The following is a 14,807-nucleotide window of genomic DNA, read 5'->3' as shown; positions in this document are numbered from 1 at the left end:
ATTCAAAACATAAGTATTATTAATAACTCTACCATATTTTAAAGGTGGCGACAATTTTACTTATGCGCGTGGATGGTATTTGTTGTAAACCTCTGTTAAATGCTTTTTTGTGACATGTGTATATATTTGGGTTGTTGAAATGTCGGCATGACCTAATAGTTCTTGAACAGTTCTTAAATCAGCACCATTTTCTAATAACGTAGTTGCAAAAGAATGGCGCAGTGTATGTGGTGTGACATCTTTTTTTATGCCAGCTTTTTTTACCATAATTTTTAAATTTTTCCAAATACCTTGTCTTGTCAACTGATGACCATGATTATTTAAAAATACATAAGGACTTTCTTTACCATGTAAAAGTTGAATCCTTGCGTCTTTTGTGTATTCCTCTAACCACTGAATGGCAACATCACCAATTGGAATAATTCGCTGTTTATCGCCCTTTCCAATGGTTGAAATCAATCCCATTTCTAGCCGTAAATCATCCATTTTAAGATTGGCAGCCTCGCTAACCCGTAAACCAGTTGCATACATGACCTCTAATAACGTACGATCTCGTACGCCAAGTTTTTTGTGAGTATCTGGTACTTTTAACAAAGCTTCAATTTCTGCAGCACTTAGCACTTGTGGTAGGTGATGTGCAGATTTAGGCGTGTCTATTTTCAACATGGGATCAGCTTTAATTTTATTTTCCGCCATCAGGTAATTGAAAAATTGGCGTAAACTTGTAACTGTGTGAATAATCGAATTTCTTGATTTTTTTTGATCATCACAAAATTTTAAATAACCCAAAATTGTATAACGATCAATTTGGTTAAATGTTGTGATTTGTTGTGCTTTTAGAAATGAAAAAAATTCGGTTAATTCTTGTTGGTAAGAAGTTATTGTGTTTTGTGCCAATCCCTGTTCTACTAAGAGAGCGTGTAAATAATCTTGAAGTTCATTATTCATTTTTTAACTCACTGGGCTTCTTCTTTTAGTTTTAATTGGCCATCTTCTTGTTTAACGACACCAGCTTTTAAGAGATGACCTACGGCACGTTTAAATTGACCTTTACTGATACCAAATTCAGTTTTAATGGCAGTTGGGCTACTCTTATCTGTAAATGGAAGCGCATGAGTCTCATCATGTTGTAGCATGGCCAAAAGCATAGCTGCATCATCACCAATCGCTTCGTAACTACGAGGCTTTAAAGAAAGATTCAAAGTGCCATCTGGATGAATACCAATAACTCGGGCAGAAACTTCTTCACCCAAACGAGGCTCTTGATCTCGTTCATTTGGATGAATAAAGCCTAAATAATAGTCTTTTGTGATTACCAGAGTTCCTACTAATTTCAAACGATAAACCGTAGCTTTTAAATTCTTATTTTTCAAAGTTTGGGGAGCTTTTTGAGAAATTTCTTGAAAAGTAGCTTCATCTGCGAGAGTTCCCCACATTCTATTTTTATGATCAATTCGTAAACTGATCATTAGCTGATCACCTTTTTGTGGCCACAGACTTTTAATGGTTGGTAATTCATCCAGTGAAACTACCATATCTTTATTTGGTAAACCAATATTTACAAACACACCTAAATCTCGTCGACTTTGCACAACCGTACCAAACCCCATTCGACCCACTTGAATTTTGGGTAAATTAGCGGTGATTTGCAATTTATGGTCTTCATTTTCATAAGCAAATCCTTGAAAATGACCGCCAATATGTAAAGGCTTGACAGGTTCTTTTTTGTCTAATTGAAAAACCACCCCACCATTTTGAAGAAAGTAGTAGTTTTCGTTTTCATCAGTCATCTTGGTATCAATAACACGACCTAATAAATTATTCATGATAACTCCTTAATGTTAAATTTTTATATTAATTAATTGAAGAATGCAGTATGCGATTCCAGAAGCAATGATTGGTCCAGCGGCAATGCCCTTCAGAAAAACAACCCCCAGGATGGTGCCAAAAACTAATGCTACGGTTACTTCAGGAGACACAGCAAGGAAACCGACACCGCGAGCCGAAAGAATTGACACTAATATACCACAAAATACGGCAATCCAGCCAATTGGTGATTTAAAAGCATTAATTAGATCTTGAAAACCAATTCGTCCGGTGGCAATTGGAATAAGAATAGCAATTGAAATTATTGTGACTCCCCAATTGATTCCTTGTTTTTCAACAAGTTGTAAAATTTTTTGGGAATTTGGAATCAACATCAGTATGAGCACAATGGAAGTTGCAATTACTAATGACTGATTTTTTCCCCAAACAGCAATTGCTAGAATACCAATTAAGAACAACCAGTTTTCCATTTTAAAATCGACACCTTTCATTCAACTATGTATTAAAAAGACCGCTGTCCAATAACAGCGGTCTTTTCATTAATACTACTTTATAAATAACGCAATTTAGATAGCGTTTGAAGCACCATGGTAAATAACACCACGACGTGAATCAACTGTAATTAATTCATCATCTGAAAGAATTGAAGTTGCATTCTGAACACCAACAATAACTGGAATTCCCATTGAAATTCCAACAACTGCAGCGTGTGATGTCAAACCACCGTTTTCAACGACTAAAGCGCTAGATTTTTCGATAGCTGGTAAGTAGTCTTTGTCAGTAGTCTTTGTAACAAGAATACCGCCTTCAACAGCTTTGTCGTTTGCTTCCTTTGCAGAAGAAGCGATAACAGCCTTACCAATAACTGTTTCATCACCAACACCTTGACCAGATGCTAATTTAGAACCAATCAATTGAAGCTTCATCATATTAGTAGTTCCACGTTCGCCAACTGGAACACCAGCAGTGATAAGAATCAAATCGCCTTCTTTAGCAAAGCCTAAATCAACAGCCTTGTTAGCAGCTAAATCAAACATATCATCTGTTGTTGATGGTTTTTCAGTAATGATTGGGTGAACACCCCATTCAACGGTTAAACCGCGACGTGTGCGTTCGTCAAATGTGATAGCTAAAATATCAGCATTTGGACGGTACTTAGAAATCATCTTTGCAGTGTAACCAGATTCTGTTGCAGCAACAATTGTCTTAACACCTAAGTTCTTTGCAGCACGTGCAACAGCGGCACCAATTGTTTCAGTAACATCGCTCTGATCAAACTTGTTGATTTGCAAGTTTCCGTCTTCAGCCATAGCATTTTCAGCTTTTTCATCAATTTTGGCCATTGTAGCAACAGCTTCAACAGGGTATGCACCATTAGCACTTTCACCTGAAAGCATTGTTGCATCAGTACCATCCCAAACGGCATTAGCAACATCAGATGCCTCAGCACGTGTAGGACGTGGGTTTTCAATCATTGAATCTAACATTTGAGTAGCTGTAATAACGGGCATACCAAGTGCATTACATTTCTTGATTAATGATTTTTGAACCAAAGGAACATTTTCTGCTGGAATTTCAACACCCATGTCTCCACGAGCAACCATAATTCCATCAGCAACCTTCAAGATTTCATCGGCATTATCAATACCTTCTTGTGATTCGATCTTAGGGAAGATTTGAACATCAGTCATATTTTTTTCTTCCAAAAGTTGACGAATATCCAAAACATCTTGAGGTTTACGAACAAAACTTGCAGCGATAAAGTTAATGTTCATGTTGTCACAACCAAAACGAATATCGCTTGAGTCTTTTTCAGTAATTCCAGGAAGATTAATTGAAACGCCAGGTGCGTTTGTTCCTTTACGAGAGCCAAGAACACCATTGTTCATAGCATGAACAACTAATTCTTTATTCTCTTCATCTTTTTCGTCGATCTTAAAGTCAAGTAAACCATCATCAAACAACACATGGCCACCAACATGTACATCATCATATAAACCGGCGTAAGTAACAGCAATCTTATCTTTAGTTGTCTCTAATGAGTCATCCATTGAAATACGTGCTTTATCACCAGTATGATATTCTTGATTACCGTCTTTTTGAACTGTGGTACGAATTTCGGCACCTTTAGTATCTAACAAGATACCAACAGTTTTTCCAGTAATCTTTTCTGCTTCCATAACTTTGTTATAGCGGTCTAAATGTTCTGCATGATCACCATGTGAAAAGTTGAAACGGAAAATATTTGCACCAGCTTCAATTAATTTAACAATTGTATCTACTGATGTACTTGCAGGACCAAGTGTTGAAACAATCTTGGTTTTCTTCATAACTATATCTCTCCCTTGATTAGTTTATAAAAAGACTTTAACGTCGTTTTTACCAGAATTTAAAAATTTCTTTACTTAAATGATAGATCTTGATTCAACTCATATAACGAAGAATCGGGTTGATGCTTTGCGTTGAATAAATCAGTAATGTCATGAGCCTGAACCTTATTGTCTAAGATTCCAACTGCCAGACCACCTTTACCCTCTAACAATAATTCAACGGCATAAGCACCCATCTTGCTAGCTAAAACACGATCACGAGCAGTTGGACGACCACCACGTTGAACATGTCCTAAAACAACGGCACGTGCATCAAAATCACCATACTGCTTGAGCTTTTCTAAGAACTCAGGTGCAGCATCAGAATTTGCATCGCCTTCTGCAATGACAATAATGCCATAATCCTTACCATCAACTCGATTACGCTTGAGTTTCTCGGCAATTTCTTTAACATCATAATCATGACCCGGAGCTACAATTGCATCTGCGCCAGTTGCAACACCTGCCCAAAGTGCAATATCAGCAGCTTCTCGACCCATTACTTGCACTGCAAAAACTCGTTGGTGACTTTTTGCAGTATCGCGAATTTTATCAATTGCTTCAACAGCCGTATTTAAAGCTGTGTCAAAACCAATTGTAAAATCAGTATATGGAATATCATTATCAATTGTTCCCGGAAGACCAATTGTGTTATATCCATGTTCTGTGAGTCGTAAGGCACCGTGATAAGAGCCGTCTCCACCGATAACAACTAAAGCATCAATTCCAAATTTCTTTAGTTGTTCAATACCTTTCAACTGTCCTTCTACTTGGGCAAACTCAGGATAACGAGCAGAATATAATAATGTTCCACCTTCATCAATTGAGTCGTCCAAATCAGCAGCAGCAAACTTATGAATATCTCCGGCAACTAAACCAGCGAAACCGTAGTTGATTCCGTAAGCTTCAAGTCCTGCGCTAAGTGCCTTTCGTGCAACCGCACGAATTGCAGCATTCATAGCTGGTGCATCGCCACCACTAGTTAAAATACCAATGCGTTTCATTTCTTCACCTCAAGTAAAAAATTATTGAGTTTCACAAACTTCAAGTATAATTTTACCACTTTTGAAATTGAATGTCTGTATTCTTGATAAAAAGTATGTGTCAAGTTTTCCTAGGTACCTTATAATCAACCAAATATTTATACATAATTCTTAGTTTGAAAATATTTTTGCTATTGCTCCGATGGGGCTACTTGTTGGGGCATCAACTGGTATTTTACCTGCAAGAACGCCAATATGCTTAGAATGGTGTTTGCTGCTCAGCTGGGCTGAACTCAACGTCTTCAATGGTTCCGTCGCTATCTCAATCCTTATCTCTTGTAACTTTCTTAAACCACCACGTAAGTATTTATTCAGCTTACCGTTTACCCGAGCTTCAATTAATTTCAACATAGCTTCAAGGCCTTTTTCGGACCATACTTTACCTTGCTTTTTCATCCGATACGTATACGCTCTGTGTGAGCTTTCAATGGATCCTAATTTGCCGATCTTCATGAAGCCACGATCGTGTGGAGACTTTATAAACTGCCAATTTCTTGCCAAATATTGCCTTAGGGTTCTTAGGCTCTCAAGCTCCTTATCAGTTTTAATTTGCGACTCAAACGTATCTAAAATAACGTTTAACTGATTCTGATCATACAAGCTAACGCTCTTAACGGCCTTTTCAACCAATGGATTAAATAAACCAAAGGTTTGTTTAATCTTTTTGACAAAGTGATACCGATCGATAGTAAATTCAACTCTTTGAGCACTCGGAACTATTTCTCGCATACTTTCCGGATTATACCCTGGGCCACCATCACTTGCTGTAAACACGGTCATTTCACTGATTCTATAATACTTCTCAATGTAGTCAGTTACTCGTTTTTGAACCTTTTTTTGATTGATACCAACGAATTCAACTTTGTTTGATCTTGTTCCATCTAAACCTGATTCAAAAACAATGTAATGGTGGACGTCCTGTCTTCGTCGATTAATTTTGTGTATCTCAAAGGCATCGCCTTCAACCACTAAGTTCTCAACTTTTCGTCTCTTAACTATTTTCTTTTCGGACGATTTTTCTTCTGTCTTCACGGTATCTGCCATGTCTCTGATAATTCGGTCTACTGACCAAGCACTAATATCCGTCTGACTGGCCAGATTGATCATCGCTGCCGTATTTCTCATCGTTGTCGTTTGCCCAATTTTGGCAACGACACTTTTAAAATAAGGTGAAATTCTTTTTCTTTCTTCCAACTGAAGCTGTTCATCCAACGGGAAGTAATAGCTTCCATTTGGTCGAAGATAACATCTTCTTTCAAAATTAACGGCCCCAAACATAAACTCAATTGTTCTAGCCTGTCGATTAATGAATGTATTTTCCGCCGGAATTGATGGAACGAGCGTTTCATCTAATTGCCTCAGATATTCAGCTACAACCAGCTGGAATGACTTCCTAAGATGAAGAATTACCTGCTCCTCTAAATCAAATAAACTGTCTAAATTTCCCAATGATTCAATAAAATCTGCTAAAATATACATGAAAGACCTGTATCCTTTCCTTTAATCTTCGTCGATTAAAAGGCTACAGGTCTTTTTCTATATATTCAACTCAAAATGAATATTCCTAGAATTTTATTGACCATCTAGGAAAACCTTACACTAACGATAAAAAAGATCACTAACAAATCCCTAGATACCGGTATTTTTCATGGATTGTAGCACTACGTTTCCTTTACCCAACAGGTTTGTAAGCGCTGAATTAGTTTTATCAGAATTAGTTGTCCAAAACTGCTTTTCCAGTAAAACTTTTTTATCCGTTTGTGGATAAAATAACAAAACAGGAATAGTTCCTGGATTGGTTCGCAAAACTTGTTGAAGTTGTGTTTGTATAGCCGGTGTTTCCTCTAAAATGCGGAGCACCCAACGTTGATTGGAAACAGCAGAGAGTACCTTAATTTGTTCGGCAAGCTGAATGCGATTTGCAATAACTTGTAGGCCGTTACGTTCGTCAACTTTACCTTGAATTAAAATAACTTTCCCTTTTTCTAAAATCCTTGCAGAAGTTTGGTACTGGTTCGGAAACACTGTTATGTCAATTTCACCGGTGAGATCACTTCCCGTTACAAAAGCCATTTGTTCACCCTTTTTGGTTCGAATTATTCTGATCTTATTAATGTAAAGTAAACAAGTGACGGATTGATTAACACTTAAGTTAAGGACATCTGTAATATTAAATTGCTTACGCAGAAACGAAAATTGTTCAACCGGATGACCAGAAAGATAAGCTCCTAAAAATTCATTTTCTTTTTGTAGTTTTATATCTAGTGGCAGGTCTGAAGTCTTTGAAATTTTTGGTGTTAATTTTTCAAAAAGGCTCATGCTGCTACCACTTAAGGCAACCCCATTTAATAAATCAGGCAAAACGTTTAAAAGTTCAGCCCGATTATAACCAAATGAATCAAATGATCCCGCATATATTAAAGCTTCCATCAAATCTTGTTTGAGCCATTTAACCGGAATTCGCTGAAGAAAAGCTTGCAAATCGATAAATTTACCATTCTTTTTTCGTTCGGTTAGTATATCAGAAATGAAATCTCGTCGTACGCCCTTAATGCAAGACAATCCAAAAATGATTTGATCGTTCTTTAAGATGAAGGTCGATTGACTTTCATTAATATCAGGGGCTGAAACTTTAACTTCATGTTGTTTTGCTTCAGATAAATAAAGCTTAATTTTACTAGGGTTATTAATAACCGAGTTCATTAAAGCTGCAAAAAATGCGCCTGGATAATGTGCCTTTAAATAGGCTAATTCAAAGGCCATTTTGGAATAGGCAACGGCATGTGATTTATTAAAACCATAGTTTGCGAAACGTTCGATATAATCATAAACTTGCTTGGCTGTCTGCTGTGTGTATCCCCGCTTTAAGGCTCCAGCAATGAATTTGGTCTTCATTTCATCAATTACAGCGCGTTTTTTCTTACTCATTGCTCGTCTCAATAAATCGGCCTCTCCAAGTGAAAAGCCGCCCATAACCGAAGCAACACGCATAACTTGTTCCTGATAGACTAGAATACCGAAAGTGCTTTTTAAAATTGGCTCGAGACTTGAATCGGGATACTGAACAAGTTCTTTACCCTTTTTTCGTTTAATGAAAGTTTCAATATTCTCCATAGGACCAGGGCGGTACAGGGCATCAACAGCGGCGACTAGTTCGAATGTTTCTGGATGTAATTGACGCAAAACATTGCGAATACCAGCTGATTCAAACTGAAAAACTCCCGTTGTATCAGCGTTTTGAAAAAGTCTTAAGGTCTTTTGATCATTTAACGTAACATCTGAAATCTTAAACTGTGGATTTTTTGTTTTGGTAATAATTCGAACTGCATTAGCCATAATGCTTAAGTTACGGAGGCCAAGAAAGTCCATTTTTAAAAGGCCAAGTGCTTCAACGGTATCTTTTGGATACTGGGTAAGTAAAAGCTCATCACTGCCCTTTTGTAGTGGAACGACATCACTCAAATTTTGAGCACTTAAAACAACTCCTGCAGCGTGCGTTGAATAATGGCGGGGCAGTCCCTCAATTTGTTGTGCAATTGTATAAAGTAGTTTATTTTTTGAACTGTCGGCTAACCAATTTTCTAATTTTTGTGATTGTTCAACTGCTTCGCGTAAAGTGATTTTTAAAACATTGGGAACCAGTTTACTCAGTTGATTGATTTCATAAGGTGCCATTCCAAAAACACGACCAACATCACGAAGCGCCTGTTTAGCTGCCAATGTTCCAAATGTAATGATTTGAGAAACATGTGAATGACCATATTTATCATGAACATATTGTAAAACTTCGTCGCGTTTATTGTCAGGAATATCTAGATCAATATCAGGCATCTGAGCACGTTCTGGATTTAAAAATCGTTCAAACAAAAGATCGTATTCTAAGGGATCCACATCCGTAATTTGTAAACAATAAGCAACCAGTGATCCGGCGGCAGAACCCCGTCCTGGGCCAGTAGTAATGTCATGATGGTGAGCAAAATTCATCACATCCCACACAATTAAAAAGTAATCATCAAACCCCATTTGATCAATAACCGTCAATTCGTGGGTTAATCGTTTTTGATAAGCTGTGATATCAGCTTTTTTATTGCTAAGTCTAGTTGCCAATCCATTTTTGGTTAATTTTTGAAGATAGGTTTTGGAATCAAATCCGTCGGGAACAGTAAACTCCGGTAATTCCGGTTTTTTGAAATTTAAGGTTACGTTACAGTTTGCAGCAATCGTTGCAGTTAGATCCATCGATGCTGTTAAGTCATTTTTCCGATAAATTTCTTCATAGTCGGCTGCCGGCCGTAACCAATTATTACCTTGATAGTCTTCAAATTGTTCCGGGTTGCGAATGGTTTCACCCTTGTCAATGTCCCGTAATACCTGTGTTGCAAAGTGATCCGTTGCATTTAAATAGTTTACTTCTGGCAACGCAATAACTGCCGTTTTAGTTGTTTTAGCCAATTGTTGCAAAGTATTTTGTAAAACAGAAGACTGCTGTGTATTGACACCGATCAAAACACTTTTTGCATCGGCCACGGTCTGAATTTGATTCAGTAGTTTTTGCGCAGATTGTGAATCACCACGTTCAACTAACGTGACTAGTTCAGAATTACTGGCTGGAAAAATGATGTAAAGATGAGCCATAAACTCAGTAATTTGTGAATAGAAAATATCTGTTTCTTCAGTTTGAGTGTTTTTGGCAGTACTAATTTTCATAAGATGTTGATAACCTATTTGATCTTTTGCTAAAAAGATGACAGGAAATCGGTTGGTAGAATCAAGAGCTCCAAATAAATCTAGTTTTAATCCGAGAATTGGTTTGAGCCCTTCTTTTCGACAGGCATTATAAAAGTCTACCAACCCATACATAATATTATTGTCAGTTAAAGCCAGTGAAGAGAAGCCTCTTTGTTTGGCCACTTTTGCTAGTTCACTAATTCTCGTCGTACTTTGTAATAAGCTATAGCTACTTGTGACCTGTAATGGAACAAAAACCATAATTTTACCTCCCTTGTCTCAACTTGTTTTCAACTACTCCCATTATACAAAAATATCACCGTTAAGGAACTAATGACATTTCAAGTGAGTTGATTTTTGGTGAAATTGTGCTAAACTATTTCTGATTGCGAGGTGTCCTGTAAAATGAAACAAGTTGTTATTATATTCTGGTCATTTATTTTTGGTGAAGTTATTGGAGCCGTCGGGGGTGCCCTAGAAGTCATGACCTACAAGCCCTTAACCATTGGGATTGTTGCTGCAGTTGCAGCCTTGATTGCTTCAAATGGTATTAGCTTACTGTCTAGCAGTGATTCGGTTAAAAAATAGTTTTAAAAAAAGCAAAGATGATTTTTCATCTTTGTTTTTTTCTTTTTTATTTCAATGAATTATTTTCGAAAACCAAATGATTTGAAACAAGTTCAATGCTAACACTTGTATGAGGTTTAATACGCTGAGAGATGATTTCTTTAGCTAACGGTGTTTCTATCTCTGTTGAAATATACCGACGAAGAGGTCGTGCACCATAAGCAGGATCATATCCTTGTTTGGCAATCCATTCTTTAGCGGATGATGAAATTTGAAGTTGAATGTCTTGATCGGCTAATCTAGTCGACAATTGATCAACTAACTTGCCAACAATTTTTTCAATATCCTTTAAATTCAGTGGTGCAAACATAATTATGTCATCAATTCGATTCAAAAACTCTGGTTTGAATTTAGTTTGGGTAAGTTGCCGCACAGCTTGTTTAGCTGAATCTGAAATTTCACCCTTTTCATCAACTCCGTGGAGAAGAATATCAGAACCAAGATTTGAAGTCATGATTAAAATGGTATTTTTAAAATCTACAGTCCGCCCTTGTCCATCAGTCAAACGACCATCGTCTAAAACCTGTAATAAGATATTAAATACGTCCGGATGTGCCTTTTCAATTTCATCAAAAAGAACAATTGTATAGGGATTTCGACGGACAGCCTCAGTTAATTGGCCACCTTCTTCATAACCAATATAGCCTGGTGCAGCACCAACTAAACGTGAAACGGATTCCTTTTCCATATATTCAGACATATCAATTCGAACCATATGCTGTTCTGAATCGAAAAGGTTCTCTGCAAGTGCCTTAGCTAATTCTGTTTTTCCGACACCTGTTGGTCCTAAAAACATGAATGAGCCTAAGGGACGATTAGGATCCTGCAAGCCAGCTCTAGACCGCAAAACTGCGTCTGCAACGGCATCAACAGCTTCATTTTGACCAATTACACGTTCATGCAGGCTATCGGCCAAATGCAATAGTTTTTCACGTTCACCTTTAACCAATTTATTTACAGGAATTCCAGTCATTTTGCTAACTACATTAGCAATTTCGTTTTCAGTCACAGACTGTTCAACCAGCCAGTGATCAGAATCTTTTTGCTCTTGGGTCTGCAAAGCTGTTAGTTCGTCCTGCAATTTTGGAATAACACCATGTTGAAGTTTTGCTGCTTGTTCTAAATCATAATTATTTTCAGCTTCTTCTAATTTATGTTTTGCATCATCAAGCTCTGTTCGTTTATTGTTAACAGTTTGAATAGCCTTTTTTTCTGATTCCCACTGTTTTTGAAGACTATTTTTCTTTTCTCTCGTATTAGCTAATTCGGATTTTAATTCAGTTAATCGCTTTTTTGAAGCTGCATCGGTTTCATTCTTAAGAGCCGTTTCTTCGACTTCCATCCTCATCAGTTGTCGATTGGTTTGATCAAGCTCAGTAGGACTTGAGTTCATTTCAACGCGAATTGTTGCCGATGCTTCATCAATAAGATCAATGGCTTTATCAGGTAAATAACGGTCTGTAATATAGCGATTGGATAAATTGGCTGCTGCCACGATCGCATTATCATGTATTTTTACACCATGATGAATTTCAAAGCTTTCTTTTAACCCTCGCAAAATACTGATGGTGTCTTCAATGGATGGTTCATTGACTAAAACACGTTGGAAACGCCGTTCTAGGGCCTTGTCCTTTTCCATATATTCACGATATTCATCTAACGTAGTTGCACCGATCAGATGTAGTTCTCCTCTTGCTAGCATTGGTTTTAACAGATTTCCTGCATCCATGCTACCTTCCGTTTTACCAGCACCAACGATATTATGAATTTCGTCAATAAACAAAATAATCTTGCCGTCAGATTTCTTCACTGCCTTTAAAACGGCTTTTAAACGCTCTTCAAATTCACCCCGGTACTTTGCTCCAGCAATAAGTGATCCCATATCTAGTGAAAAAATAGTTTTATCCTTTAAATTATCTGGAACATCTTTACGTGCAATACGCTGTGCCAGCCCCTCAACAATGGCTGTTTTTCCAACACCAGGTTCACCTATTAAAACTGGATTATTTTTAGTTTTTCGAGACAAAATACGAATAACGTCCATGATTTCCTCATCACGGCCAATAATTGGATCCTGATGCCCAGCATGAACTAATTTCACCATATCAACGCCATATTTTTCTAATGCTTTATATTGTGTTTCTTGATCTTTAGAAGTCACGTGCTCTCCTCCCCTCATTTTTTTAATTTGTTTGGATAATTCTGCTGATGTGACGCCATTTTTCTTGATAAACGTGGCAAGCGGATCATCTATTTGAAGTAACGATTGTACCACGATTTCTGAGGCAATATATTCGTCACCAAGCTGTTTACTTAATTGTTCAGCTTTCTGAAAAAGTTTGAACAAATTATTGCTTAAGGTTTGTCCGTACTGAATGTTATCTCCCTCAACTACTGAAACCTCATCAAGTTCACGGTCAATTTCTGCTTGTAAATCCTGATTAGCTAATCCTTGTTCTCCGAGTAGTGTCCCTGCCATTTGGTCCGGTTGTGCAAGAAACTTAAATAATTCGGGAATACCAATTGCTTGATGTTTACGATTAATTGCAACCTTTTGAGCTTCAGCAAGAGCTTCTTGAACTGCATTTGTAAGATTATCTGGATTCAAACAAAATTCCTCCTTTTTACTAACAGCTTCAGGTTATATAAAAGTAAATGGATTTGTGTTTACTTTCGATTCCACAATTTCAATATGATTAGTTTGCACGATATTCCACGTACGAAATAAGGCTGTCAATTTTGGAATACAAATTTTTTCAATATTATGTCCTGGGTCAACAACGTTTAAACCATTGGTTAACATATCATGACCTGTGTGATAGTATACATCACCAGTTACAAAAATTTCTGCACCTTTGCTCAGAACCTGCCGATAAAATTTACCACCATCACCACCAAGAACAGCAACTCGTGAAATTAATTTTTCGGGATTCGAAGAAACAAGTCGCAAACCTTGTAATTTAAAAATAGATTTAATTTCTTTTGCAAAGTTTAAAACAGAGATTTTTGTGGCTAAGTTTCCAATTCGACCCATACCGTACTGGTGGCCATTTTCATCAATGTAACCATTTAATAGACGTTGGGTATTAAGGAGGCCAATTTTCTCGGCTAGCCAATCATTCATACCATTATCAGCAGCATCAAGGTTTGAATGAGCCGCATAGACCGTAATATTATGTTTAATAATTTGCGCATACATTTGATTCTGTGGATTTGCTAGATCTAGATTATGTGCCGAATGAAACATTACGGGATGATGCGCAATGATTAGTTCACAGTGATTGGCAATAGCTTCGGCAACCACCTCTGGTCGGACATCCAAAGTCACAAGTATTTTAGTAAACTCAGCGTCTAAATTACCAATTTGAAGACCAACCGGATCTCCTGGTTCAGCTAATTTTTGAGGCGCAAATTTTTCTAATTTGTTAACAAAGTTTCTAATCTTCAATGTGTAATACCTCTTTAATCAAACTAGTTTTCAAGTTCAGTTTATTTATACGTTCTTGAGGAATCTGCTTAGCCTGTTCCATTTGATAAACGGCGATACGTTCGCGGGCTAACTCAGCCTCCCATTTTTCCTTAAAAATGGGGTTGGGTAATTTGTTTAAAAGTTCTGGTCCAAAGAGAAGTTGTTTCTTTGAATAAGAAAAAGTTTTATTCGTTTTTTTAGCTACAATAATTTCATAAATATGATGATCTTCTTTTAAGATTTGTTCCTCGGTAATGATATAGTGATTAGTCATTAACCAGTTACGTACACGATTTTCACCAACGTTCGGTTGTAAAATCAATGTTGTCACATTATCAAGTTTTTGTTTACCTGTTTCCAGAATTTGGGCAATTAATGTACCACCCATCCCAGCAATCACAACGGTATCAATATGGTCGTCTGGTCTGATAACAGCCAGTCCGTCGCCAAGGCGCGAATCAATTAAATTTCGAAGTCCTTGTTCGCTGATTTCAGTAGTGGCATTTTCATGGGGACCTTTGACAACTTCTCCCGCAATTGCAAATTCAATTAAATCTTTTTTTGCTAAATGTACCGGTAAGTACGCGTGATCAGAACCAATATCAGCAATTCGTGCTCCCGGGTCAACGAAGTTTGCAACTGTTTGAAGTCGTGTAGACAATTTATCTGCATTCATAAAAAACTCTTTTCTCTTTTTAAATTTATTATATCACGAGTAGATATTGCGCTAAAAAAATAGAATCT

Annotated in this window: 11 protein-coding genes; 1 reads left to right on the top strand and 10 read right to left on the bottom strand. The window is 37.1% G+C overall.

Going from position 1 to position 14,807, the window contains the following annotated elements; translation table 11 throughout:
* Positions 1–60 precede the first annotated feature (60 nt).
* The 7 genes from xerD to dnaE form a co-directional block, all read right to left on the bottom strand.
* Positions 61–948, bottom strand: a complete 888-nt coding sequence (xerD, locus tag AB3219_RS08510; protein WP_216754294.1) for a site-specific tyrosine recombinase XerD — start codon at positions 946–948, stop codon at positions 61–63.
* Between the two features lie 8 nt (positions 949–956).
* Positions 957–1,826, bottom strand: coding sequence for a S1 RNA-binding domain-containing protein (locus tag AB3219_RS08505; protein ID WP_057806068.1), 870 nt, complete (start codon positions 1,824–1,826; stop codon positions 957–959).
* A gap of 15 nt (positions 1,827–1,841) precedes the next feature.
* Positions 1,842–2,297, bottom strand: a complete 456-nt coding sequence (locus AB3219_RS08500) for a DUF441 domain-containing protein (protein ID WP_216754314.1) — start codon at positions 2,295–2,297, stop codon at positions 1,842–1,844.
* 96 nt (positions 2,298–2,393) lie between these two features.
* Positions 2,394–4,157, bottom strand: a complete 1,764-nt coding sequence (gene pyk / locus AB3219_RS08495; RefSeq protein WP_367369400.1) for a pyruvate kinase — start codon at positions 4,155–4,157, stop codon at positions 2,394–2,396.
* Between the two features lie 71 nt (positions 4,158–4,228).
* Positions 4,229–5,200, bottom strand: a complete 972-nt coding sequence (gene pfkA, locus AB3219_RS08490) for a 6-phosphofructokinase (RefSeq protein WP_057806074.1) — start codon at positions 5,198–5,200, stop codon at positions 4,229–4,231.
* Positions 5,201–5,350: 150 nt separating this feature from the next.
* Positions 5,351–6,718: an ISLre2 family transposase gene (locus tag AB3219_RS08485; protein WP_216763232.1), complete on the bottom strand. Its 1,368-nt coding sequence runs from the start codon at positions 6,716–6,718 to the stop codon at positions 5,351–5,353.
* Positions 6,719–6,868: 150 nt separating this feature from the next.
* The gene (gene dnaE / locus AB3219_RS08480) at positions 6,869–10,228 is read right to left on the bottom strand and encodes a DNA polymerase III subunit alpha (protein WP_216762699.1); all 3,360 of its coding nucleotides are present in this window, start codon (positions 10,226–10,228) and stop codon (positions 6,869–6,871) included.
* A gap of 144 nt (positions 10,229–10,372) precedes the next feature.
* Between dnaE and AB3219_RS08475 the strand changes: the two genes are divergently transcribed.
* Positions 10,373–10,555 carry a DUF2929 family protein gene (locus tag AB3219_RS08475; protein ID WP_057806077.1) on the top strand — a complete coding sequence of 61 codons (183 nt, stop codon included), beginning with the start codon at positions 10,373–10,375 and terminating at the stop codon, positions 10,553–10,555.
* A 46-nt stretch (positions 10,556–10,601) separates the two neighbouring features.
* On the opposite strand, the gene clpB is transcribed toward AB3219_RS08475, so the two are convergent.
* From clpB to AB3219_RS08460, 3 genes are read right to left on the bottom strand one after another with little or no spacing between them, the layout of a single operon-like run.
* Positions 10,602–13,202: an ATP-dependent chaperone ClpB gene (gene clpB, locus AB3219_RS08470; protein ID WP_216753974.1), complete on the bottom strand. Its 2,601-nt coding sequence runs from the start codon at positions 13,200–13,202 to the stop codon at positions 10,602–10,604.
* A gap of 33 nt (positions 13,203–13,235) precedes the next feature.
* A complete protein-coding gene (locus tag AB3219_RS08465) occupies positions 13,236–14,042 on the bottom strand; it encodes a Nif3-like dinuclear metal center hexameric protein (protein WP_263749569.1) in 807 nt (268 codons plus the stop codon).
* Complete coding sequence (locus AB3219_RS08460) at positions 14,032–14,739, bottom strand: class I SAM-dependent methyltransferase (RefSeq protein ID WP_216753976.1); 708 nt, start codon at positions 14,737–14,739, stop codon at positions 14,032–14,034. Before AB3219_RS08460 ends, AB3219_RS08465 begins: the two co-directional genes overlap by 11 nt.
* Positions 14,740–14,807: the final 68 nt, after the last annotated feature.

Origin of the sequence: Pediococcus ethanolidurans, assembly GCF_964062635.1 — a bacterium.
GTDB classification, from domain to species: domain Bacteria; phylum Bacillota; class Bacilli; order Lactobacillales; family Lactobacillaceae; genus Pediococcus; species Pediococcus ethanolidurans.
This window is presented reverse-complemented; position numbering and strand designations above follow the sequence as displayed.

Excerpts from the sequence above, each read along its gene's own strand:
- AB3219_RS08485 (WP_216763232.1), bottom strand. The coding sequence starts at position 6,718 with ATGTATATTTTAGCAGATTTTATTGAATCATTGGGAAATTTAGACAGT.
- pyk (WP_367369400.1), bottom strand. The coding sequence starts at position 4,157 with ATGAAGAAAACCAAGATTGTTTCAACACTTGGTCCTGCAAGTACATCA.
- xerD (WP_216754294.1), bottom strand. The coding sequence starts at position 948 with ATGAATAATGAACTTCAAGATTATTTACACGCTCTCTTAGTAGAACAG.
- AB3219_RS08460 (WP_216753976.1), bottom strand. The coding sequence starts at position 14,739 with ATGAATGCAGATAAATTGTCTACACGACTTCAAACAGTTGCAAACTTC.
- pfkA (WP_057806074.1), bottom strand. The coding sequence starts at position 5,200 with ATGAAACGCATTGGTATTTTAACTAGTGGTGGCGATGCACCAGCTATG.
- AB3219_RS08475 (WP_057806077.1), top strand. The coding sequence starts at position 10,373 with ATGAAACAAGTTGTTATTATATTCTGGTCATTTATTTTTGGTGAAGTT.
- dnaE (WP_216762699.1), bottom strand. The coding sequence starts at position 10,228 with ATGGTTTTTGTTCCATTACAGGTCACAAGTAGCTATAGCTTATTACAA.
- AB3219_RS08505 (WP_057806068.1), bottom strand. The coding sequence starts at position 1,826 with ATGAATAATTTATTAGGTCGTGTTATTGATACCAAGATGACTGATGAA.
- AB3219_RS08500 (WP_216754314.1), bottom strand. The coding sequence starts at position 2,297 with ATGGAAAACTGGTTGTTCTTAATTGGTATTCTAGCAATTGCTGTTTGG.